This window comes from Burkholderia sp. PvR073, assembly GCF_054055695.1.
In genome coordinates, this window is the sequence record NZ_JBSRXO010000006.1 from 259,344 (window position 1) to 278,832 (window position 19,489).

Annotated in this window: 21 protein-coding genes and 1 other RNA gene; 13 read left to right on the plus strand and 9 right to left on the minus strand. The window is 67.0% G+C overall.

Annotated features, from left to right (window positions below):
* Positions 1 to 136 precede the first annotated feature (136 nt).
* The 9 genes from ACVK00_RS20075 (at position 137) to ACVK00_RS20115 (ending at position 9,411) form a co-directional block, all read left to right on the plus strand.
* A complete protein-coding gene (locus ACVK00_RS20075; protein ID WP_284894862.1) occupies positions 137 to 1,531 on the plus strand; it encodes an aminopeptidase P N-terminal domain-containing protein in 1,395 nt (464 codons plus the stop codon).
* A gap of 68 nt (positions 1,532 to 1,599) precedes the next feature.
* Positions 1,600 to 2,778 (plus strand): UbiH/UbiF/VisC/COQ6 family ubiquinone biosynthesis hydroxylase, encoded by a 1,179-nt coding sequence (locus tag ACVK00_RS20080; protein WP_284894863.1) that lies wholly within the window; start codon positions 1,600 to 1,602, stop codon positions 2,776 to 2,778.
* 146 nt (positions 2,779 to 2,924) lie between these two features.
* A complete protein-coding gene (gene dusB, locus ACVK00_RS20085; protein WP_006751898.1) occupies positions 2,925 to 3,992 on the plus strand; it encodes a tRNA dihydrouridine synthase DusB in 1,068 nt (355 codons plus the stop codon).
* A complete protein-coding gene (locus tag ACVK00_RS20090) occupies positions 3,989 to 4,222 on the plus strand; it encodes a Fis family transcriptional regulator (RefSeq protein WP_006476892.1) in 234 nt (77 codons plus the stop codon). Before dusB ends, ACVK00_RS20090 begins: the two co-directional genes overlap by 4 nt.
* A 45-nt stretch (positions 4,223 to 4,267) precedes the next feature.
* A complete protein-coding gene (gene purH, locus ACVK00_RS20095) occupies positions 4,268 to 5,833 on the plus strand; it encodes a bifunctional phosphoribosylaminoimidazolecarboxamide formyltransferase/IMP cyclohydrolase (protein ID WP_228906878.1) in 1,566 nt (521 codons plus the stop codon).
* 151 nt (positions 5,834 to 5,984) lie between these two features.
* On the plus strand, positions 5,985 to 6,527 hold the full coding sequence (gene ruvC, locus ACVK00_RS20100) for a crossover junction endodeoxyribonuclease RuvC (protein WP_165750882.1): 543 nt from the start codon (positions 5,985 to 5,987) through the stop codon (positions 6,525 to 6,527).
* 145 nt (positions 6,528 to 6,672) lie between these two features.
* Positions 6,673 to 7,254 (plus strand): Holliday junction branch migration protein RuvA, encoded by a 582-nt coding sequence (ruvA, locus tag ACVK00_RS20105; protein ID WP_011655984.1) that lies wholly within the window; start codon positions 6,673 to 6,675, stop codon positions 7,252 to 7,254.
* A gap of 120 nt (positions 7,255 to 7,374) precedes the next feature.
* Complete coding sequence (gene ruvB, locus ACVK00_RS20110) at positions 7,375 to 8,442, plus strand: Holliday junction branch migration DNA helicase RuvB (protein WP_166724764.1); 1,068 nt, start codon at positions 7,375 to 7,377, stop codon at positions 8,440 to 8,442.
* Positions 8,443 to 8,466: 24 nt separating this feature from the next.
* Positions 8,467 to 9,411 (plus strand): oxygenase MpaB family protein, encoded by a 945-nt coding sequence (locus ACVK00_RS20115; RefSeq protein WP_228906877.1) that lies wholly within the window; start codon positions 8,467 to 8,469, stop codon positions 9,409 to 9,411.
* Between the two features lie 123 nt (positions 9,412 to 9,534).
* Here the strand turns inward: ACVK00_RS20115 and ACVK00_RS20120 are convergent, their stop codons facing one another.
* Genes ACVK00_RS20120 through tyrS form a run of 3 tightly spaced genes read right to left on the minus strand, consistent with a single transcriptional unit; the run spans position 9,535 to position 11,917 of the window.
* On the minus strand, positions 9,535 to 10,197 hold the full coding sequence (locus ACVK00_RS20120) for a histidine phosphatase family protein (protein ID WP_284894864.1): 663 nt from the start codon (positions 10,195 to 10,197) through the stop codon (positions 9,535 to 9,537).
* Positions 10,198 to 10,220: 23 nt separating this feature from the next.
* Entirely contained in the window at positions 10,221 to 10,679 is a 459-nt protein-coding gene (gene dtd / locus ACVK00_RS20125) for a D-aminoacyl-tRNA deacylase (RefSeq protein ID WP_006751891.1), read from the minus strand.
* Positions 10,676 to 11,917, minus strand: coding sequence for a tyrosine--tRNA ligase (gene tyrS / locus ACVK00_RS20130; protein WP_006759920.1), 1,242 nt, complete (start codon positions 11,915 to 11,917; stop codon positions 10,676 to 10,678). Before tyrS ends, dtd begins: the two co-directional genes overlap by 4 nt.
* Before the next feature lie 142 nt (positions 11,918 to 12,059).
* Here tyrS and ACVK00_RS20135 point away from each other — a divergent pair, with 142 nt between their 5' ends.
* On the plus strand, positions 12,060 to 13,208 hold the full coding sequence (locus ACVK00_RS20135; protein WP_354122916.1) for an anhydro-N-acetylmuramic acid kinase: 1,149 nt from the start codon (positions 12,060 to 12,062) through the stop codon (positions 13,206 to 13,208).
* A 107-nt stretch (positions 13,209 to 13,315) separates the two neighbouring features.
* Here the strand turns inward: ACVK00_RS20135 and erpA are convergent, their stop codons facing one another.
* From erpA to rplM, 4 genes are read right to left on the minus strand one after another with little or no spacing between them, the layout of a single operon-like run.
* Complete coding sequence (gene erpA / locus ACVK00_RS20140) at positions 13,316 to 13,687, minus strand: iron-sulfur cluster insertion protein ErpA (RefSeq protein WP_006751888.1); 372 nt, start codon at positions 13,685 to 13,687, stop codon at positions 13,316 to 13,318.
* 19 nt (positions 13,688 to 13,706) lie between these two features.
* The gene (locus tag ACVK00_RS20145) at positions 13,707 to 13,883 is read right to left on the minus strand and encodes a hypothetical protein (RefSeq protein ID WP_284894866.1); all 177 of its coding nucleotides are present in this window, start codon (positions 13,881 to 13,883) and stop codon (positions 13,707 to 13,709) included.
* A gap of 9 nt (positions 13,884 to 13,892) precedes the next feature.
* Positions 13,893 to 14,285 carry a 30S ribosomal protein S9 gene (gene rpsI, locus ACVK00_RS20150; protein ID WP_006751887.1) on the minus strand — a complete coding sequence of 131 codons (393 nt, stop codon included), beginning with the start codon at positions 14,283 to 14,285 and terminating at the stop codon, positions 13,893 to 13,895.
* A gap of 11 nt (positions 14,286 to 14,296) precedes the next feature.
* Positions 14,297 to 14,725: a 50S ribosomal protein L13 gene (gene rplM, locus ACVK00_RS20155; RefSeq protein ID WP_009687896.1), complete on the minus strand. Its 429-nt coding sequence runs from the start codon at positions 14,723 to 14,725 to the stop codon at positions 14,297 to 14,299.
* Positions 14,726 to 15,038: 313 nt separating this feature from the next.
* Here rplM and ACVK00_RS20160 point away from each other — a divergent pair, with 313 nt between their 5' ends.
* Together ACVK00_RS20160 and ACVK00_RS20165 are read left to right on the plus strand one after the other, a co-directional pair.
* Positions 15,039 to 15,344, plus strand: coding sequence for a DUF1090 family protein (locus tag ACVK00_RS20160; protein ID WP_228906873.1), 306 nt, complete (start codon positions 15,039 to 15,041; stop codon positions 15,342 to 15,344).
* A 436-nt stretch (positions 15,345 to 15,780) separates the two neighbouring features.
* Positions 15,781 to 16,245 carry an OsmC family protein gene (locus tag ACVK00_RS20165; RefSeq protein WP_072465471.1) on the plus strand — a complete coding sequence of 155 codons (465 nt, stop codon included), beginning with the start codon at positions 15,781 to 15,783 and terminating at the stop codon, positions 16,243 to 16,245.
* A 70-nt stretch (positions 16,246 to 16,315) separates the two neighbouring features.
* On the opposite strand, the gene rnpB is transcribed toward ACVK00_RS20165, so the two are convergent.
* An RNA gene (gene rnpB / locus ACVK00_RS20170) (RNase P RNA component class A) lies at positions 16,316 to 16,727 on the minus strand.
* 65 nt (positions 16,728 to 16,792) lie between these two features.
* A complete protein-coding gene (gene pyrC, locus ACVK00_RS20175) occupies positions 16,793 to 17,857 on the minus strand; it encodes a dihydroorotase (RefSeq protein ID WP_284894867.1) in 1,065 nt (354 codons plus the stop codon).
* Between the two features lie 205 nt (positions 17,858 to 18,062).
* Between pyrC and ACVK00_RS20180 the strand changes: the two genes are divergently transcribed.
* Complete coding sequence (locus ACVK00_RS20180; RefSeq protein ID WP_043173545.1) at positions 18,063 to 18,980, plus strand: class II glutamine amidotransferase; 918 nt, start codon at positions 18,063 to 18,065, stop codon at positions 18,978 to 18,980.
* Positions 18,981 to 19,489 lie beyond the last annotated feature (509 nt).

Genomic DNA, 19,489 nt, shown 5'->3' on the forward strand with positions numbered 1-19,489 from the left:
CCGGGCGGCGTGGCCGGGTAGAAAATCGCCCGACCGGCCTGTGGATGGTTTGCAACAGCCGTCGCCGAGCCCCGTCCGGCGTGGCTTGCGGCCACCGCTCTCACGCGCCGCGTCCGGCGGCGCTACAATCGCACGAATGAATGCGCCCCTCGATACCGCCATCGCCGTCGACGTCTACCGCCAACGCCGTGAACGCGTGCTTGCCGCACTGCGCGCCGCGGGCGGCGGCGTCGCCATCGTCCCCACCGCGCCGGAAATGCTGCGCAACCGCGATACGGCCTTTCCGTACCGGCATGACAGCTACTTCCATTACCTGACAGGCTTCACCGAGCCGGACGCCGTGCTCGTGCTGAACGCGGCCGGGCACGGCACGCCGGAATCGATCCTGTTCTGCCGCGCGAAGAACGCCGACCGCGAGATCTGGGAAGGTTTCCATTACGGGCCCGAGGCCGCGCGCGATGTATTCGGTTTCGACACGGCCTACGCGGTCGACGTGATCGACACCGAAATGCCGCGGCTGCTCGCTGATGCGGGCACCGTGCACTACCGGTTCGGCGCATCGGCCGAGTTCGACCGCCAGCTCGCCGGCTGGATCGACGCGGTGCGCGCGCAGGCGCGCGCGGGTGTCGCCGCGCCGGACGCGATGCTCGACCTCACGCCGCTGCTCGACGACATGCGGCTCGTGAAGGACGAACACGAGCTCGCAATCATGATGCGCGCCGCGCACATCTCCGCGCTCGCGCATCGCCGCGCGATGCAGGCGTGCCGCCCGGGGATCCGCGAATACGAACTCGAGGCCGAACTGCTCTATACGTTCCGCAAGCACGGCGCGCAGGCGCCCGCGTACGGCTCGATCGTCGCGGCCGGCGCGAATGCGTGCGTGCTGCACTACCCGGCCGGCAACGCGGCCGCGCAGGACGGCGACCTGATCCTGATCGATGCCGCGTGCGAACTCGACGGCTACGCGTCGGACATCACGCGCACGTTCCCGGCCAACGGGCGCTTCTCGCCCGCGCAGCGCACGCTGTACGACATCGTGCTCGCCGCGCAGCAGGCCGCGATCGACGCGACGCGCGCGGGCGTGCCGTTCGAGGCGCCGCACGACGCAGCCGTGCGCGTGCTCGCGCAGGGGCTGCTCGATACCGGCATCATCCCGAAGACACGCTTCTCGAGCGTCGACGACGTGATCGCCGAGCGCGCGTACGCACGCTTCTACATGCACCGCACCGGCCACTGGCTCGGCATGGACGTGCACGATTGCGGCGACTACCGCGAGCGGCTCGCCGAGCGCGACGCCAACGGCGCGCTGCCGTGGCGCACGTTGAAACCCGGCATGACGCTCACCGTCGAGCCGGGCCTGTACGTGCGGGCAGCCGACGACGTGCCGTCCGAATACTGGAACATCGGCATCCGCATCGAAGACGACGCGATCGTGCGCGAGCACGGTTGCGAGCTGATCACGCGCGGCGTGCCGGTGGCGGCCGCCGAGATCGAGGCGCTGATGCGCGCGGGCGCGGCGCACGCCGCCTGAGCGCGCCGCAGGCTGCCATCGATCTCTGCCGATCCGCCGTTGACCGTTACCCCGTTTCACGAACACTGATGACGACCGCTTCCCCCCCGGCCACGCCGGACTACGACCTTGCCATCGTCGGCGCGGGCCCCGTCGGGCTCGCGCTCGCCGGCTGGCTCGCACGACGCAGCGCGACGCAGCACGCGTCGATCGCGCTGATCGACGCGCGCGAGCCGGCCGCGAGCGCGAACGATCCGCGCGCGATCGCCGTGTCGCACGGCAGCCGCGTGCTGCTCGACACGCTCGCGTGGCCGGGCGACGCGACGCCGATCGAACACATCCACGTGTCGCAGCGCGGCCATTTCGGCCGCACGCTGATCGACCGGGACGAGCACGACCTCGCCGCGCTCGGCTACGTGGTGCGCTACGGCTCGATCGTGCAGGCGCTCGCGCAGGCGGTGCGCGGCACGCGCGTCGACTGGCTCACGTCGACCACCGCCCGCGCGCCGCAACAGGACGCCGACGGCGTCACGCTGACGCTCGACGGCCCGCAAGGCGAGCGCACGCTGCGCGCGCGCCTCGTCATCAACGCGGAAGGCGGGCTGTTCCACGAACAGCAGGCCGAGACCGGCAAGCATCGCCGGGACTACGGTCAGACCGCGATCGTCGGCACGGTCACGGTCTCGGCGCCGCGCCCGAACGTCGCGTGGGAACGCTTCACGCACGAAGGCCCGCTCGCGCTGCTGCCGCTTGGCGGCGCCGACTATTCGCTCGTGTGGTGCTGCATGCCCGACGAAGCAGCCCGCCGCGCCGCCCTCCCCGACGCCGAGTTCCTGCGCGAACTCGGCGCCGCGTTCGGCGAACGCATGGGTCAGTTCGTCGCGATCGCCGGGCGCGCATCGTTCCCGCTCGGGCTGAACGCGGCGCAGACGCTCGTCAACGGACGCATCGCGATCGTCGGCAATGCCGCGCAAACGCTGCATCCGGTCGCCGGCCAGGGCCTCAACCTCGGGCTGCGCGATGCGCACACGCTCGTCGACTCGCTGTCCACGCAAGGCTTCGACGCAACCGCGCTCGCGACCTTCAACGCGCGGCGCGCGCTCGACCGGCGCTTCACGATCGGCGCGACCGACACGCTCGCGCGCCTGTTCACGGTCGATGCCGGCCCCCTTCCGCTGCTGCGCGGCGCGGCGCTCACCGCGCTCGAATTCGTGCCGCCGCTCAAGAAGGCGATCGCGCGCCAGATGATGTTCGGCCAGCGCAACTGACGCGCGGCGCATCGCGCGTCAGTCGCGCGCAGCCGGATCACGCAAACCGGGTCAAATCGGCGGGCCATGGGAATACGGTAAAATGCGCGTTTTCCCTCCGCCTTTTTTGCCCGCGACGCCCGGCGCTCGCGGGCGGTGCTATTGCGATGCCCGTTATCGGCTCTCACGTTTTGCGTAACAACCTGTTCGTCGCGCCGATGGCCGGCGTGACGGATCGTCCGTTCCGCCAGCTGTGCAAGCGGCTGGGGGCCGGATACGCCGTGTCCGAGATGGTCGCGTCCAATGCGCAGCTGTGGAAAAGCGCGAAGACGATGCGGCGGGCGAACCACGAAGGCGAAGTCGAGCCGATCGCGGTGCAGATCGCCGGCGCCGATCCCGCGATGATGGCCGAGGCGGCCCGCTACAACGTCGACAACGGCGCGCAGATCATCGACATCAACATGGGCTGCCCGGCGAAGAAGGTCTGCAACGTCGCGGCCGGCTCCGCGCTGCTGCAAAACGAGCCGCTCGTGCAGCGGATCGTCGAGGCCGTGGTCGCGGCGGTCGGCACGGGGCCGGATGCGGTGCCCGTCACGCTGAAGATCCGCACCGGCTGGGATCGCGAGCACAAGAACGCGATCACGGTCGCGCGCCTCGCCGAAGCGGCCGGCATCTCGATGCTGACCGTGCACGGCCGCACGCGCGCCGACCTCTACCGCGGCGACGCGGAATACGACACCATCGCGGCCGTGAAGGCGGCCGTGCGCATCCCGGTCGTCGCGAACGGCGACATCACGTCGCCGGCGAAAGCGAAGGCCGTGCTCGACGCAACCGGCGCCGACGCACTGATGATCGGTCGCGCCGCGCAAGGCCGGCCGTGGCTGTTCCGTGAAATCGATCATTTCCTGCAAACCGGCGAGCTGCTGCCCCCGCCGCGGATCGACGAGATCCAGCACGTGATGAACGAACACCTGGAAGACCACTACGCGTTCTACGGTGAATTCACGGGAGTCCGTACTGCGCGCAAGCACATCGGCTGGTACACTCGCGGCCTTTCCGGTGCCAACGGGTTCCGGCACAGGATGAACACGCTCGATTCCACCCGCGAGCAGCTCGCCGCCGTCAATGCATTCTTCGAGGCGCAAAAAGCGCTGTCGGACCACCTCGTCTACGTCGATGACGAAGAGGAAAACGGCCAGGGCGAGTCGGACGACCATAACCAGTTAGCAGCATGAGCAAGCACAACATCGAACAATGTGTCCGCGAGAGCCTGGACGTGTATTTCCGGGATCTAGACGGCTCCAATCCGCACGACGTCTATGAAATGGTGATGTCCTGCGTCGAAAAGCCGATGCTCGAGGTCGTGCTCGTACAGGCCGGCGGCAACCAGTCGCTCGCCGCGGAGTACCTCGGCATCAATCGCAATACGCTGCGCAAGAAGCTGCAGCAGCACGGCCTGCTGTAGGCCGGCCGTCCCGTCCCCGTTTCCCTGGCTATTGGTGGTTCCATCATGATCAAGCAAGCGCTCATTTCCGTTTCCGACAAGACCGGCATCGTCGACTTCGCGAAGTCGCTGTCCGACCTCGGCGTCAAGCTGCTGTCGACCGGCGGCACCGCGAAACTCCTCGCCGACGCGGGCCTGCCCGTTACCGAAGTGGCTGATTACACGGGCTTTCCGGAAATGCTCGATGGGCGCGTGAAAACGCTCCACCCGAAGGTGCACGGCGGCATCCTCGCCCGCCGCGACCTGCCCGAGCACATGCAGGCGCTGGAGCAGCACGGCATCCCGACGATCGACCTGCTGGTCGTGAACCTGTATCCGTTCGTCGCGACGATCGCGAAGGACGACTGCACGCTCGCCGACGCGATCGAGAACATCGACATCGGCGGCCCGACGATGCTGCGCTCGGCCGCGAAGAACCACCGCGACGTGACGGTCGTCGTCGATCCGGCCGACTATGCGGTCGTGCTCGACGAAATGAAGGCGAACGGCAACGCGATCGGCTACGCGACCAACTTCCGCCTCGCGACGAAGGTGTTCGCGCACACCGCGCAGTACGACGGCGCGATCACGAACTACCTGACGAGCCTGACCGACGAGCTGCAGCACGCGTCGCGCAGCGCGTACCCGGCGACGCTGAACATGGCGTTCGACAAGGTGCAGGACCTGCGCTACGGCGAGAACCCGCACCAGAGCGCCGCGTTCTACCGCGACCTCGCGGCGCCGGCCGGCGCACTGGCGAACTACCGCCAACTGCAGGGCAAGGAGCTGTCGTACAACAACATCGCGGATTCGGACGCGGCGTGGGAATGCGTGAAGACGTTCGACGTGCCGGCCTGCGTGATCATCAAGCATGCGAACCCGTGCGGCGTCGCGGTCGGCAACGACTCGGCCGACGCGTACGCGAAGGCATTCCAGACCGACCCGACGTCGGCGTTCGGCGGCATCATCGCGTTCAACCGCGAAGTCGACGAGGCGGCCGCGCAGGCGGTGGCGAAGCAGTTCGTCGAAGTGCTGATCGCGCCGTCGTTCTCGGACGCCGCGAAGCAGGTGTTCGCCGCGAAGCAGAACGTGCGTCTGCTCGAGATCGCGTTGGGCGACGGTCATAACGCATTCGACCTGAAGCGCGTGGGCGGCGGGCTGCTCGTGCAGTCGCTCGATTCGAAGAACGTGCAGCCGAGCGAGTTGCGCGTCGTCACGAAGCGCCAGCCGAGCGCGAAGGAAATGAACGACCTGCTGTTCGCATGGCGCGTCGCGAAATACGTGAAGTCGAACGCGATCGTGTTCTGCGGCAACGGCATGACGCTCGGCGTCGGCGCAGGCCAGATGAGCCGCGTCGATTCCGCGCGCATCGCGAGCATCAAGGCGCAGAACGCAGGCCTGACGCTGGCCGGCTCGGCCGTCGCGTCGGATGCGTTCTTCCCGTTCCGCGACGGTCTCGACGTCGTCGTGGCGGCAGGCGCGACCTGCGTGATCCAGCCGGGCGGCTCGATGCGCGACGACGAAGTGATCGCGGCAGCCGACGAGCACGGCATCGCGATGATCCTGACGGGCGTGCGTCACTTCCGTCACTGATCGCACGCGGCCCGCGCGGCCGCCGCACGCAAACCCGGCGGCATCGCACCCGCCGGGTTTTTTATTGCGCGCCGCCGGCGCACGCGACAGTACGGCCGGCGCCGTGCACCATTCGTTGTAGTATCGCTGCATCAGGTTTTTCTCCTCACTCATGCGAATTCTCGGCATCGACCCCGGCCTGCGCGTCACCGGCTTCGGCGTCATCGACGTCAGCGGCCACCGGCTCGCCTATGTCGCAAGCGGCGTGATCCGCACGCCGACGGCCGACCTGGCCACGCGGCTCGGCACGATCTTCCAGGGCGTATCGACGCTCGTGCGCGAACACGCGCCCGACCAGGCCGCGATCGAACAGGTGTTCGTCAACGTGAACCCGCAATCGACGCTGCTGCTCGGCCAGGCGCGCGGCGCCGCGATCTGCGGACTCGTCTCCGGCGGCCTGCCGGTCGCCGAATACACCGCGCTGCAACTGAAGCAGGCCGTCGTCGGCTACGGGCGCGCGACCAAGTCGCAGATGCAGGAGATGGTCACGCGGCTGCTCAACCTCACCGGCCAGCCCGGCAGCGACGCGGCCGACGCGCTCGGGATGGCGATCTGCCATGCGCACAGCGGCAGCACGCTCGGCGCGATCGGCGGCCTCGCGCCGGCGCTCGCGAAAAAGGGGCTGCGCGTGCGGCGCGGACGGCTCGTCGGCTGACGCGACGGCACGCAATCGCCCGATGCGGCGCGCGGCCACGCGCGTCGCGCACGCGCGGTGCATCGCCCCGACCTGACGGCCAACCCATCGGCATCGCGCCGCACCTGCGCTACACTCGCGCTTTCCTCCTCGCATCCCGCCATCCATGATCGGTCGCATCGCCGGCATCCTGCTCGAAAAGAACCCGCCTCACCTGCTCGTCGACTGCAACGGCGTCGGCTATGAAATCGACGTGCCGATGAGCACCTTCTACAACCTGCCGCAAACGGGCGAGCGCGTCGTGCTGCTCACGCAGCAGATCGTGCGCGAGGACGCGCACCTGCTGTACGGCTTCCTGACGCCGCAGGAGCGCACGACCTTCCGCGAATTGCTGAAGATCACGGGCATCGGCGCGCGCATGGCGCTCGCCGTGCTCTCGGGCATGAGCGTGCAGGAGCTCGCGCAGGCGGTGACGATGCAGGACGCCGCGCGCCTCACGCGCCTGCCCGGCATCGGCAAGAAGACCGCCGAGCGCCTGCTGCTCGAGCTGAAGGGCAAGCTCGGCGCGGACCTCGGGGCGCTCGCCGGCGCCGCATCGCAGTCCGATCACGCGGCCGACATCCTCAACGCGCTCGTCGCGCTCGGCTATTCCGAAAAGGAAGGCCTCGCCGCGATCAAGAACGTGCCGGCCGGCACCGGCGTGTCCGAGGGCATCAAGCTCGCGCTCAAGGCCCTGTCGAAGGTGTAACGGCGGCCCGGGCAGGCGCCCGACCCGGCTGTCGGAGCCAGTGTCGCGCCGCCGTGCGGCGCGCGCCAGTCGGCCGTTCGGCCAGTTCGGCCGCGTGACGGTGCGCGGTACAATGGCCGCATGATTGAAACCGACAAACTCGCCGCCGAGCGGATCATCGCCGCCACGCCATCCTCGTCGCACGAGGAGGTGTTCGAACGCGCGCTGCGGCCGCGCCAGCTCGACGACTACGTCGGCCAGGAAAAGGTGCGCGGCCAACTCGAGATCTTCATCGAGGCCGCGAAGCGCCGCTCCGAGCCGCTCGACCACGTGCTGCTGTTCGGGCCGCCGGGCCTCGGCAAGACCACCCTCGCGCACATCATCGCGCGCGAGATGGGCGTGAACCTGCGCCAGACGTCGGGCCCCGTGCTCGAACGCGCGGGCGACCTCGCCGCGCTGCTGACCAACCTTGAAGCGAACGACGTGCTGTTCATCGACGAAATCCACCGGCTGTCGCCGGTCGTCGAGGAAATCCTGTATCCGGCGCTGGAGGACTACCAGATCGACATCATGATCGGCGAAGGGCCGGCCGCGCGCAGCGTGAAGCTCGACCTGCAGCCGTTCACGCTGGTCGGCGCGACCACGCGCGCGGGGATGCTGACCAACCCGTTGCGCGATCGCTTCGGGATCGTCGCGCGCCTCGAGTTCTACGATGCCGACCAACTGGCGCGCATCGTGCGGCGCTCGGCGTCGCTGCTGAACGCGCACATCGATCCGAACGGCGCGCTGGAGATCGCGAAGCGCTCGCGCGGCACGCCGCGGATCGCGAACCGGCTGCTGCGCCGCGTGCGCGACTTTGCGGAAGTGAAAGCTGACGGCCAGATCACCGCGGCCGTCGCCGACGCCGCGCTCGCGATGCTCGACGTCGACCCGGTCGGCTTCGACCTGATGGACCGCAAGCTGCTCGAGGCGATCCTGTACAAGTTCGACGGCGGCCCGGTCGGCATCGACAACCTCGCGGCGGCGATCGGCGAGGAACGCGACACGATCGAGGACGTGCTCGAGCCGTACCTGATCCAGCAGGGCTTCCTGCAGCGCACGCCGCGCGGGCGCGTCGCGACGCTGCTCACGTATCGCCATTTCGGACTCTCCGCGCCCGATGCCGGCAACGCCGAACGCGGGATGTGGGACACCCCCGCCGGAAAGTAGCCCGCCGCCAGCGCCAAGCCAGCCATGACCACGCCGCCCAGCCCTCACCCCGCACCCAGCCCGCGCTGGGCCGAGCCGATCCGCAAGCGGCTCGTGGCCGGCGTCACCCACCTGACGGCAGGCGGCGGCGGTCCGTCGCTCGATCTCTCGTCGCCGCCCGGGGACCCTGGGCTGTTCGGCCCCGACGCCATCTGCTGGCGCGTGCATGCCGATTTCACGTCGATGATGACGGGCGGCATCGCCGCGCTGCTGCTGCAGGCGCTTCACCCGCTCGCGCTTGCGGGCGTCTGGGATCACTCGTCGTTTCGCACCGACATCCTCGGCCGCTTGCGGCGCACCGCCACGTTCATCACGGGCACGACGTTCGGCAGCCGCGCGGACGCACTCGCGCTGATCGAGCGCGTGAAAGCGATCCACGCGCGCATATCGGGCAGCGCGCCCGACGGCCGGCCGTACCGGGCCGACGATCCGGCGTTGCTGACCTGGGTGCATGTCGCGGAAGTATCGAGCTTCCTCGCCGCGCATCTGCGCTATGTGAATCCGTCTCTGCCGGGCGAGTTGCAGGACGGCTACTACGCTGAAACGGCATTGATCGCCGAGCTGCTCGGCGCCCGCGACGTTCCCCGTTCACGGGTCGAGGTGGCGGCCTATCTCGCGCGCATGCAGCCCGAACTCGCGGCCGGGCCGCGCACCTTCGAAGTGATGGACATCCTGCTGAATGTGCCGGTCGCGACGCCCGCGCTGCGGCCGGCCGCGTCGCTGATCATGCATGCGGGAATCGACCTGCTGCCGCCGTGGGCGCAGCGCATGCTCGGTGTCTCGACGTTCGCACCGCTACGACGTGCGGTGGTCCGGCCCGGGGTCCGGGCGGTCGCCCCCGTGCTGCGCTGGGCGCTCGTCAACGGCGCATCGAAACGCGCACGCCGCCGCGCTGCCGCGCCTCCGCCCGACGGCAACCCGCCCGCCTGACGATCCTTCCGATCATTTCAATTTGCTGTCAAATACGGGTGACAAGCCGACGAGCTTGCCGCCGCGCACGCTCGTACGAAGCGACCCCGACCCATCGCGCCCGGCCGAGCCGATACGATCGGATCAGAGTACCTTGCGATACCCGTCGTCGTCGCTCGCGGCGTCCAGATGCGACACGTCGGCCCATTGCACGACCTGCGCGCGGCCATCGACGTAATCGACGACGTTGATGCTCGTGTTGAGCAATTGATAGCTGCGTGGTGCCGACAGGTCGAGACCGTTTGCAAAGCGGTACACGCAGTCGAGTACGCCGCCGTGCGCGACGCAGGCGATCCGGCCGCCCGGATGCGCCGCGACGATCGGCTCGAGCGCATGCAGCACACGGTGATAGAACTCCCGCTGCGACTCGCCGCCATCGGGCGCGAAGCCCGGGTCGCGGGTCTGCCATGCGGCGTAGGCGTCCGGAAACAGCATCTCGATCTCGGTGCTGTCATGCCCCTGGAACACGCCGTACGCGCGTTCGCGCAGCCCTTCGCGCAACTGCAGCGGCAGCCCGAGCGCATCGGCAAAGGGTTGCGCGGTCTGCTGCGCGCGCATCAGGTCGCTCGAATAGATCGCGTCGATCCGCTGCCCTTCGCGCGCTTCCCGCGCGAGCCGGACGCCCAACCGCTGCGCCTGCGCGAGCCCCGTTTCGGCCAGCGGAATGTCGATATGGCCCTGGATGCGCTTGATGCGGTTCCAGGCCGTTTCGCCATGGCGAATGAACAGAATCTGCGTGGTGGCCATCGCGGCGCGTCTCCGGGAAAGTGTCAGGGCCGCACTTGCAGCCAGAACGTCACGGGGCCGTCGTTGACGAGCGACACCTGCATGTCGGCGCCGAACTCACCCGTCTCGACGACCGGATGGCGCTCGCGCGCGGCCGCGACGAAATAGTCGAACAGGCGCGCGCCTTCGTCGGGCGGCGCGGCCGGCGTGAAGCTCGGCCGCAGCCCGCTGTTGGTATCGGCCGCGAGCGTGAACTGCGACACGAGCAGCAGGCCGCCTGCGCCGCCCGCGCCGTCGATGTTCGACACCGGCAGGTTCATCTTGCCGGCCGCGTCGCTGAACACGCGATAGCCGAGCAGCTTCGCGAGGAGCTTGTCGGCCGCGGCCTCGGTGTCGCCGCGCTCCGCGCAGACGAGCGCGAGCAGGCCCGCGCCGATCTCGCCCGTCGTGCGGTCGCCGACGCGCACGTCGGCACGCTTCACGCGCTGGATCAGCGCGATCATGCGCTCAGCGTGACGCGCGCGAAGCGGCGCTTGCCGACCTGGACGACGAACTCGCCGGCCTCGACCTTCAGGCCCTTGTCGGACACGGTCGCACCGTCGATCTTCACGCCGCCCTGCTCGATGTTGCGCAGCGCTTCGCTCGTCGACGGCACGAGGCCGGCCTGCTTCAGCAACTGGCCGATCGCGAGCGGTGCGCCCGCGAGCGTGACCGACGGGATGTCGTCCGGCACGCCGCCCTTCGCACGGTGATTGAAGTCCTCGAGCGCACGCTCGGCGTCGGCCTGCGAGTGGAAGCGCGCGACGATTTCCTGCGCGAGCAGCACCTTGAAGTCGCGCGGGTTGCGGCCGCCTTCGGCGTCGCGCTTGAAGCCGGCGATCTCGTCGAGGCTGCGGAACGACAGCAGTTCGAAGTAACGCCACATCAGCGTGTCCGAGATGCTCATCAGCTTGCCGAACATGTCGGTCGGCTTCTCGCTGATACCAACGTAGTTGCCCTTCGACTTCGACATCTTCTCGACGCCGTCGAGGCCTTCGAGCAGCGGCATCGTCAGGATGCACTGCTGTTCCTGGCCGTACTGCTTCTGCAGTTCGCGGCCGACCAGCAGGTTGAACTTCTGGTCGGTGCCGCCGAGCTCGAGATCGGCGTTCAGCGCGACCGAGTCATAGCCCTGCATCAGCGGGTACAGGAATTCGTGGATCGAGATCGGCACGCCGCCCTGGAAGCGCTTCGTGAAGTCCTCGCGCTCGAGGATCCGCGCGACCGTGTAGCGCGACGCGAGCTTGATCATCCCGTCCGCGCCGAGCGGCATCGACCATTCGCTGTTGTAGCGGATCTCGGTTTTTTCGCGGTCGAGTACGAGCGCGGCCTGTTCGAAGTAGGTCTTCGCGTTCGATTCGATCTGTTCGCGCGTGAGCGGCGGACGCGTCGCGTTGCGGCCCGACGGATCGCCGATCAGCGACGTGAAATCGCCGATCAGGAAGATCACGGTATGACCGAGATCCTGCAGCTGACGCATCTTGTTCAGCACGACCGTATGGCCGATGTGGATGTCGGGCGCGGTCGGGTCGAGGCCGAGCTTGATGCGCAGCGGTGTGCCGGTGGCCGCGCTGCGCGCGAGCTTCTGCGCGAACTCTTCCTCGATCAGCAGTTCGTCGACGCCGCGCTTCGTGACGGCGAGCGCATGGCGGACTTCGTCGGTGATCGGGAAAACAGGCTTGGAACTGGGTTCGGTGCTCATCGGTGCCGGGAAGAATGTCGCAAAGACAGGGATTTTCCCATAACTTGCGCGTGCATCGCTTAACGATGCGCCAGGTTGCGCGGATAATCGGGCGCAAGGCGCGTGGCACCGGCCCGCGCCGCTCGATCCAGGAGAACCCAACGTGCCGCAACGACATCCGCAACCCGCCCATCCGGCCGACGGCATCTACTTCGGGCTGATGTCGGGAACCAGCATGGACGGCGTCGACGGCGTCGCCGTGCGTTTCGAGACCGGCAAGGCGCCGGTCGTGCTCGCGGAAGCGTTCGTCGGCTTCGCGCAATCGCTGCGCGACGCGCTATTCGCGCTGCAGCAGCCGGGTGACGACGAAATCGACCGGGAATCGCTCGCGGCGAATGCGCTCGTCGCGCGCTACGCGGTGTGCTGCCATGAATTGCAGCGCACCGCCGGGCTGTCGCGCGACGAGATTCACGCGATCGGCGTGCACGGCCAGACGGTGCGTCATCGCCCCGAGCGCGGTTATACGCGGCAGCTCAACAACCCGGCGCTGCTCGCCGAGTTGACCCAGGTGGACGTGATCGCCGATTTCCGCAGCCGCGATGTGGCCGCCGGCGGCCACGGCGCGCCGCTCGCGCCGGCGTTCCATGCGACGGTGTTCGGCGCACCCGGCGAGACGCGTGTCGTCTGCAATCTCGGCGGGATCAGCAACATCACGATCCTGCCCGGCGAAGGCGGCGACGTGCGCGGCTTCGACTGTGGCCCCGCGAATGCGCTGCTCGACGAATGGGCGACCCGCCATCTCGGCAAGCCGTACGACGACGGCGGCAAGTTCGCCGCGCGCGGCACCGTGCACGCGCCGCTGCTCGATGCACTGCTCGACGAGCCGTATTTCGCCGCGCCGCCGCCGAAAAGCACCGGCCGCGACCTGTTCAATCCCGCTTGGCTCGACGCGAAGCTCGCCGCGTTCGCGCAGGTTGCGCCGCAGGACGTGCAGGCGACCCTCACGGCGCTCACTGCCGTGTCGGTCGCACGCGAGATCGCAAGACACGCATCGGGCTGCAAGGCCCTCTTCGTATGCGGCGGCGGCGCACGCAACCCGGTGCTGCTCGACGCGCTCAGACACGCGCTGCGCGAGGCCGGCGTGCCGGCCTCGGTCGATACGACCGCGGCGCTCGGCGTGCCGCCGCAACAGGTCGAGGCGCTCGCCTTCGCGTGGCTCGCGTACCGCTTCACCGCGCGCCAGCCCGGCAATCTTGCAACGGTTACCGGCGCGGCCGGCAACCGTGTGCTCGGCGCACTTTATCCGCGCTGACGCGATGCCCGCCGCGCGGCGGGCGCTGCATGGCAGACGGGAATGAAAAAACGGGGCATGAAGCCCCGTTTTTCATATCGGCGAACCGGCGCGGATCTGCCGGATGCTCAGACCGAGAACGACGAGCCGCACCCGCAGGTGGTCGTTGCGTTCGGGTTCTTGATCACGAACTGGGCGCCGTTGAGGTCGTCCTTGTAGTCGATCTCGGCGCCGACCAGGTACTGGTAGCTCATCGAGTCGATCAGGAGCTGGACGCCGTTCTTGTTCATCACGGTGTCGTCCTCGTTGACTTCCTCGTCGAACGTGAAGCCATACTGGAAGCCCGAGCAGCCGCCGCCCTGCACGAACACGCGCAGCTTCAGGTCGGGATTGCCCTCTTCGTCGATCAGTTGCTTGACCTTGTCGGCCGCGGCGTCGGTGAAGACGAACGGTACCGGCATTTCGGCCGTCGTTGCTGCGGATTCGGTAACAGCGTTCATGCGAACTCTCCAAAAAGCTTTAGCCGCTATTGTAGGGCCGATCAGAAGATCGTGCTGATGTCCATGAAATCAATAGGTTCTTGTTGATTTCAATGCGCCCGGCCACGCGGGTGGCCGTCGCGCGGGCATAAAAAAACCGCCAGCGCGAAAGCTGGCGGTTTTTTTGGCGGACGCCGCCCGAAAGCGGCGCGGCCATGAAGCAGAATTAACGCTTCGAGAACTGCTTTGCGCGACGTGCCTTGCGCAGACCAACCTTCTTACGCTCGACTTCACGTGCATCGCGCGTGACGAAGCCTGCGGTCGACAGCGACGGCTTCAGCGTTGCATCGTAGTCGATCAGTGCACGGGTGATGCCGTGGCGCACTGCGCCTGCCTGACCCGTTTCACCGCCGCCCGTCACGTTCACCTTGATGTCGAACGTCTGGCCGTGGTTCGTGAGTTCCAGCGGTTGACGCACGATCATCAGCGACGTTTCGCGCGAGAAGTAGTCAGCGATGGGCTTGCCATTGACGATGATATCGCCCTTGCCAGCCTTGATGAAGACACGTGCGACTGCGCTCTTGCGGCGGCCCGTACCGTAGTTCCAGTTACCGATCATGTGGGCTCCCCTTAGATCTCGAGCGCCTTCGGCTGTTGCGCCGAATGCGGATGCGTGGCTTCAGCGTAGACCTTCAGCTTCTTGATCATTGCGTAGCCGAGCGGGCCCTTCGGCAGCATGCCCTTGACCGCTTTCTCGAGCGCGCGGCCCGGGAAGCGTTCTTGCATCTTGCCGAACGTCGTTTCATAGATACCGCCCGGGTAGCCCGAGTGACGGTAGTACTTCTTGTCCAGAGTCTTGTTGCCCGTGACCTTCAACTTGCTAGCGTTGATGATGATGATGAAATCACCAGTGTCGACGTGCGGGGTGAACTCAGGCTTGTGCTTGCCGCGCAGACGGCGTGCCACTTCGCTGGCAACACGGCCGAGAACCTTATCCGTCGCGTCAATCACGTACCATTCGCGCGTCACCTCATGGGCTTTTGCGGAAAACGTCTTCATGATCGATCCAAAAAAAATGCTTTGCCCGATGTGTTCTTCCTGCTTGTCTGTGTGCGCTTCGAGGCGCGGTGCAGGCTCTCCCTGTTTCTTTTTCCGTGGGCATGAATGCGGAAAAGCCCTGAATTATAAAGGAAATACGGCAACGCGGTCAAAGGGAATCCACGTCCCGCGCCGGCGGCGCCCGAAATGGGCCAGAATCCGGTCGTGCCCCAACACACCAGGCGAACCGAGCGCCTGGGGAGGCACCCATCGAAGCGCGGCACCAGACCTTGCCGCGCCAGACCGGCCGACAACGGAAAAACAACAAACAAGCATGATGAAACAACGACTTACGCCCTTTCTCGCGGCCGCATTGCTGGCCGCCGCCGCGCCCGCCGTCGCCGACCGGGCCGACTGCGAGGCCAAGCTCGACGCACTCGACACCCGCATCGCGGAGGCCCGCGGCGCCCATGCCGAAGATCGCATCGCCCGCCTGCGCGCGGTACGCGCACGCGTGCGCCACTTCTGCGCGCGCGGTCACGGCCACGCCTCGGCCACACCCGCGCCGGCGCCTGCCGCCCGTTCCGCGGATACGGCGCCCGGCGCGGCGTCGCGCCCGGCCGCACGGCAGCCCGCGTAATCACCACCAGTAACGGGAGCCGGAGCGCGCAAACTGCGCGCCGCTGATTGCATGGGACGAAAAAAAGCCCGAACGGTTGGTTCGGGCTTAATCCACCTCAGGAGGAGTGTGGAGGAGACATGCGGAGATTGTCGCACCGCGACAACCAATGAGGCTCATTATACGAATGCGGCGTCGACTTCACAAGAAAATTCGCATTAAGAAATCTAAAACCACAATGTGGGATATGCACTATCTTGCGATGCCAACCGAGTTTTTCTCTTTAAAATCAATGGATTGTTTGGCGAGCACAGGATCGGAAGCCCGCCGCACCTAGAGTAAAACCCCTAAAGACCTCAGGGAAATCGGCGTGCGGCGCCTCGCCGGGCATCGCACGCGCTGGCGCGCCGGTTCGCGTCGTGCAGCGCATCAGCCGAGCGTTGCCCAGCGGGCTACAATGCCGGATCGAATCCGAATCAGGCAACGCTGGAGTGCAAGCATGGAATGCAAAGTAAGCTGGATGGGTCAGGACGGCATGGCGTTTTCCGCCCAGACCGGAAGCGGGCATCTCGTCGCGATGGACGGCGCGCCGGAAGGCGGCGGCCATAACCTCGCGCCGCGCCCGATGGAAATGGTGCTGGTCGGCACCGGCGGCTGCACCGCGTACGACGTCGTGCTGATCCTGAAGAAGAGCCGCCAGGAAGTCACCGGCTGCTCGGTCACGCTGAAGGCCGAGCGCGCGAGCGAAGATCCGAAGGTGTTCACGAAGGTCCACTTCCACTTCACCGTCACGGGCCGCAACCTGAACCCGGCCACGGTCGAGCGCGCGATCAACCTGTCGCATGACAAGTACTGCTCCGCGTCGATCATGATCGCGAAGACGGCCGAACTCACGCATTCGTTCGACATCGTCGCGGACTGAACGCACGGCAGCCACGCATGAAAAAAAGGGCCGGCGCTCCTGGTGGAGCGCCGGCCCTTTCGCATTCGAACGGCAAAGCAGGCCGATAAGCCGGATTCTGTGCACGCTGCACGCCGAAGCGCACAGCGCGTGGCAGCCATTCCTCTAGGCGCGCCATTGCTGACGCGCTCAAGCTTCCTACCCGCAGACGAGACGGGGGCCCCATCCTGCATCCGAAAATGCGCGCCTGCCTACTTGGAATTGCTCCGGGTGGAGGTTACCGTGCCGGCGAACGTCGCCGTCGCCGCGGTGCGCTCTTACCGCACCGTTTCACCCTTACCTGATCCCGGCTTGCGCCGGGCCATCGGCGGTTTGCTTTCTGTTGCCCTGTTCCGCGTGTCGCCACGGATGGCCGTTAGCCATCACCCTGCCCTGTGGAGTCCGGACTTTCCTCGCCCCCGCCTGCCCGAAGGCGGCGAGGCCGCGACTGCCTAGCCTGCTTTGCGACGCGCATTCTAGCACTGCGCGCCGCCGGCCGTCTGGCCGGCGTCACGCGGCGGCGCGTCGGTCACGCGAACTTCCAGCCGATCGCTTCGCCGGCGCGCAGCGGCACGACCGGTGTATCGCCCGCGAAAACCTCGCGCGGCAATTCCCAGGTCTCGCGACGCAGCGTGATGGTTTCGGTGCTGTGCGGCAGCCCGTAGAAATCCGCGCCGAAGCGGCTCGCGAAATTTTCCAGCTTGTCGAGCGCGCCGGCCTGGTCGAACGCTTCCGCATACAGCTCGAGCGCGTGCAGCGCCGTGTAGCAGCCCGCGCAGCCGCACGCGGTTTCCTTCGCGCCGCGTGCGTGCGGCGCGCTGTCGGTACCGAGGAAGAAGCGCGGGTTGCCCGACGTCGCGGCCTCGACGAGCGCGACGCGATGGGTTTCGCGCTTCAGCACCGGCAGGCAGTAGTAATGCGGGCGAATCCCGCCGACGAACAGCGCGTTGCGGCTGTACAGCAAGTGCTGCGGGGTGATCGTCGCGCCGAGCAGGCCCGGCGCCGCGTCGGCGTCGCGCACGTAGTCGGCCGCGTCCTTCGTCGTGATGTGTTCGAACACGACCTTCAGGCCCGGGAAATCGCGGCGCAGCGGCGTCATCACGCGATCGATGAACACCTTCTCGCGATCGAACATGTCGACCGACGGATCGGTCACCTCGCCGTGCACGAGCAGCGGCATGCCGGTTTCCTGCATGACATCGAGCGCCTTCGCGCACTTCGCGAGATCGCTGACGCCGTGGTCCGAGTTCGTCGTCGCGCCGGCCGGGTACAGCTTCACGCCGTGCACGAAGCCGCTGTCGCGCGCGCGGCGGATTTCGTCGGGCGCCGTGTTGTCGGTCAGGTACAGCGTCATCAGCGGCTCGAACGTCATCCCGGCCGGCAGCGCGGCCAGGATCCGCTCGCGATAGGCCTGCGCGTGCGCGGTGGTCGTGACGGGCGGCTTCAGGTTCGGCATGACGATCGCGCGGGCGAACTGGCGCGCGGTATGCGGCAGCACCGCGGCCAGCATCTCGCCGTCGCGCAGGTGCAGGTGCAGGTCGTCGGGACGGGCGAGCGTGAGCGTCGCCGGAGAGGAAGCGTTCGAGGCAGTCATAGGAGGCGTCGTGAGGAACGGGCTGGCCATCTGCGGGGCCGGAACGCGCGTGCGCGGGCCGACTGACGGCAAACCGCAACACGAGGCCTTCGGCCGGCGGAATCCGCTTTTTACCGCTCAAGGCTCGGTGATATGCTAGAAACCACATTGTACCGGGGTTCCCCCGGTTGGTTACCCTGCTTCCGCCCCCCCGCCCCCAAGTAAAATGTGCCAACTCCTAGGAATGAACTGCGCCGCGCCGACGGACGTCACATTCTCCTTCACAGGTTTCGCGGCCCGGGGCGGCCTCACCGATCACCATGCCGACGGCTGGGGAATCGCGTTCTTCGAGGACAAGGCCTGTCGCCTCTTCATCGACCAGCAGGCCTCGGCCACGTCGCCGCTCGCCGAAATGGTGAAGCGCTACCCGATCAAGTCCAAGAACACGATCGCGCACATCCGCAAGGCCACGCAGGGTCACATCCTGCTCGAGAACAGCCACCCGTTCATGCGCGAGCTGTGGGGGCGGCACTGGATCTTCGCGCATAACGGCGATCTGCAGGACTACGAACCCGACCTCGACGGCAGCGTCTACCATCCGGTCGGCACGACCGACAGCGAGAAGGCGTTCTGCGTGCTGATGCAGGGGCTGCGCGAAGCGTTCCCTGGCGCGCAACCGCCGCTGCCGGAGCTGTTCGAGCGCGTCGGCGAGCTGACGCGCGGCATTACCGATCACGGCGTGTTCAACTTCCTGATGTCGAACGGCCAGGCGCTCTTCGCGCACTGCTCGACGCGGCTGCACTACCTCGTGCGGCGCTGGCCGTTCTCGACCGCGCACCTGGTCGACGAAGACCTGTCGATCGACTTCGCGAAATACACGACGCCCGAGGATCGCGTCGCGGTGATCGCCACGCAGCCGCTGACCGACAACGAAATCTGGACCTCGTTCGAACCGGGCGAGCTGATCATGTTCCAGTGCGGCGACGTCGCCGCGCGGATGCAGATTCCGGTGCCCGAGCGCGTGCTCGAGAAGCTGCGCAACCCGGCGCTCGACGCATCGGCGTCCGCGCCATGCGGCGGTGTGATTCGTGAGGCGCTGGCAGCCGGCGCCGCGGACGACGGCGACGACCCGATCGATTTCTGAGCCGCGCGCTCTCGCGCACCTGCTTCCATTGCCGTCGCCACGCGACGGCGTGATCGCCGGTCACGCCGGTCTGGCATGCCCGATTATCCGCGCCGGCATCCGGGCCGTCCGCCCTCACGGAAAATCGCGCCGCTTTTCACCCACGCTCTGGTTTTCGTTTCATCCGAACCACAATTCCGCGTATCGAACCGCCCTCGCGCAACATTCACTTGATTTTATTAATGTCCAAGCGAAAATAATACATGCGCAAAACAAGTAAATAGCCGGAATCACAATAACATAATCCGGAAACCACATTTTATCGCGGCAATTTTCCGCGAACAGTGCGCCAGACCACCCATACACGACTTAACAACCTACCCTATAAAAATACACGAAACCCTTTCGCCATAAGGCTTTCAGTTCGATTAACCACACAATCAAAAAATACCGACTGAAATCGGCATTATCGCCACATTCGTTATTTTTTTGACAATCGACCGCCAACTCCATTAGTAGACTCGCCTCAT

Excerpts from the sequence above, each read along its gene's own strand:
- ACVK00_RS20075 (WP_284894862.1), top strand. The coding sequence starts at position 137 with ATGAATGCGCCCCTCGATACCGCCATCGCCGTCGACGTCTACCGCCAA.
- ACVK00_RS20080 (WP_284894863.1), top strand. The coding sequence starts at position 1,600 with ATGACGACCGCTTCCCCCCCGGCCACGCCGGACTACGACCTTGCCATC.
- dusB (WP_006751898.1), top strand. The coding sequence starts at position 2,925 with ATGCCCGTTATCGGCTCTCACGTTTTGCGTAACAACCTGTTCGTCGCG.
- ACVK00_RS20090 (WP_006476892.1), top strand. The coding sequence starts at position 3,989 with ATGAGCAAGCACAACATCGAACAATGTGTCCGCGAGAGCCTGGACGTG.
- purH (WP_228906878.1), top strand. The coding sequence starts at position 4,268 with ATGATCAAGCAAGCGCTCATTTCCGTTTCCGACAAGACCGGCATCGTC.
- ruvC (WP_165750882.1), top strand. The coding sequence starts at position 5,985 with ATGCGAATTCTCGGCATCGACCCCGGCCTGCGCGTCACCGGCTTCGGC.
- ruvA (WP_011655984.1), top strand. The coding sequence starts at position 6,673 with ATGATCGGTCGCATCGCCGGCATCCTGCTCGAAAAGAACCCGCCTCAC.
- ruvB (WP_166724764.1), top strand. The coding sequence starts at position 7,375 with ATGATTGAAACCGACAAACTCGCCGCCGAGCGGATCATCGCCGCCACG.
- ACVK00_RS20115 (WP_228906877.1), top strand. The coding sequence starts at position 8,467 with ATGACCACGCCGCCCAGCCCTCACCCCGCACCCAGCCCGCGCTGGGCC.
- ACVK00_RS20120 (WP_284894864.1), bottom strand. The coding sequence starts at position 10,197 with ATGGCCACCACGCAGATTCTGTTCATTCGCCATGGCGAAACGGCCTGG.
- dtd (WP_006751891.1), bottom strand. The coding sequence starts at position 10,679 with ATGATCGCGCTGATCCAGCGCGTGAAGCGTGCCGACGTGCGCGTCGGC.
- tyrS (WP_006759920.1), bottom strand. The coding sequence starts at position 11,917 with ATGAGCACCGAACCCAGTTCCAAGCCTGTTTTCCCGATCACCGACGAA.
- erpA (WP_006751888.1), bottom strand. The coding sequence starts at position 13,687 with ATGAACGCTGTTACCGAATCCGCAGCAACGACGGCCGAAATGCCGGTA.
- ACVK00_RS20145 (WP_284894866.1), bottom strand. The coding sequence starts at position 13,883 with ATGGCCGCGCCGCTTTCGGGCGGCGTCCGCCAAAAAAACCGCCAGCTT.
- rpsI (WP_006751887.1), bottom strand. The coding sequence starts at position 14,285 with ATGATCGGTAACTGGAACTACGGTACGGGCCGCCGCAAGAGCGCAGTC.
- rplM (WP_009687896.1), bottom strand. The coding sequence starts at position 14,725 with ATGAAGACGTTTTCCGCAAAAGCCCATGAGGTGACGCGCGAATGGTAC.
- ACVK00_RS20160 (WP_228906873.1), top strand. The coding sequence starts at position 15,039 with ATGATGAAACAACGACTTACGCCCTTTCTCGCGGCCGCATTGCTGGCC.
- ACVK00_RS20165 (WP_072465471.1), top strand. The coding sequence starts at position 15,781 with ATGCCGGATCGAATCCGAATCAGGCAACGCTGGAGTGCAAGCATGGAA.
- pyrC (WP_284894867.1), bottom strand. The coding sequence starts at position 17,857 with ATGACTGCCTCGAACGCTTCCTCTCCGGCGACGCTCACGCTCGCCCGT.
- ACVK00_RS20180 (WP_043173545.1), top strand. The coding sequence starts at position 18,063 with ATGTGCCAACTCCTAGGAATGAACTGCGCCGCGCCGACGGACGTCACA.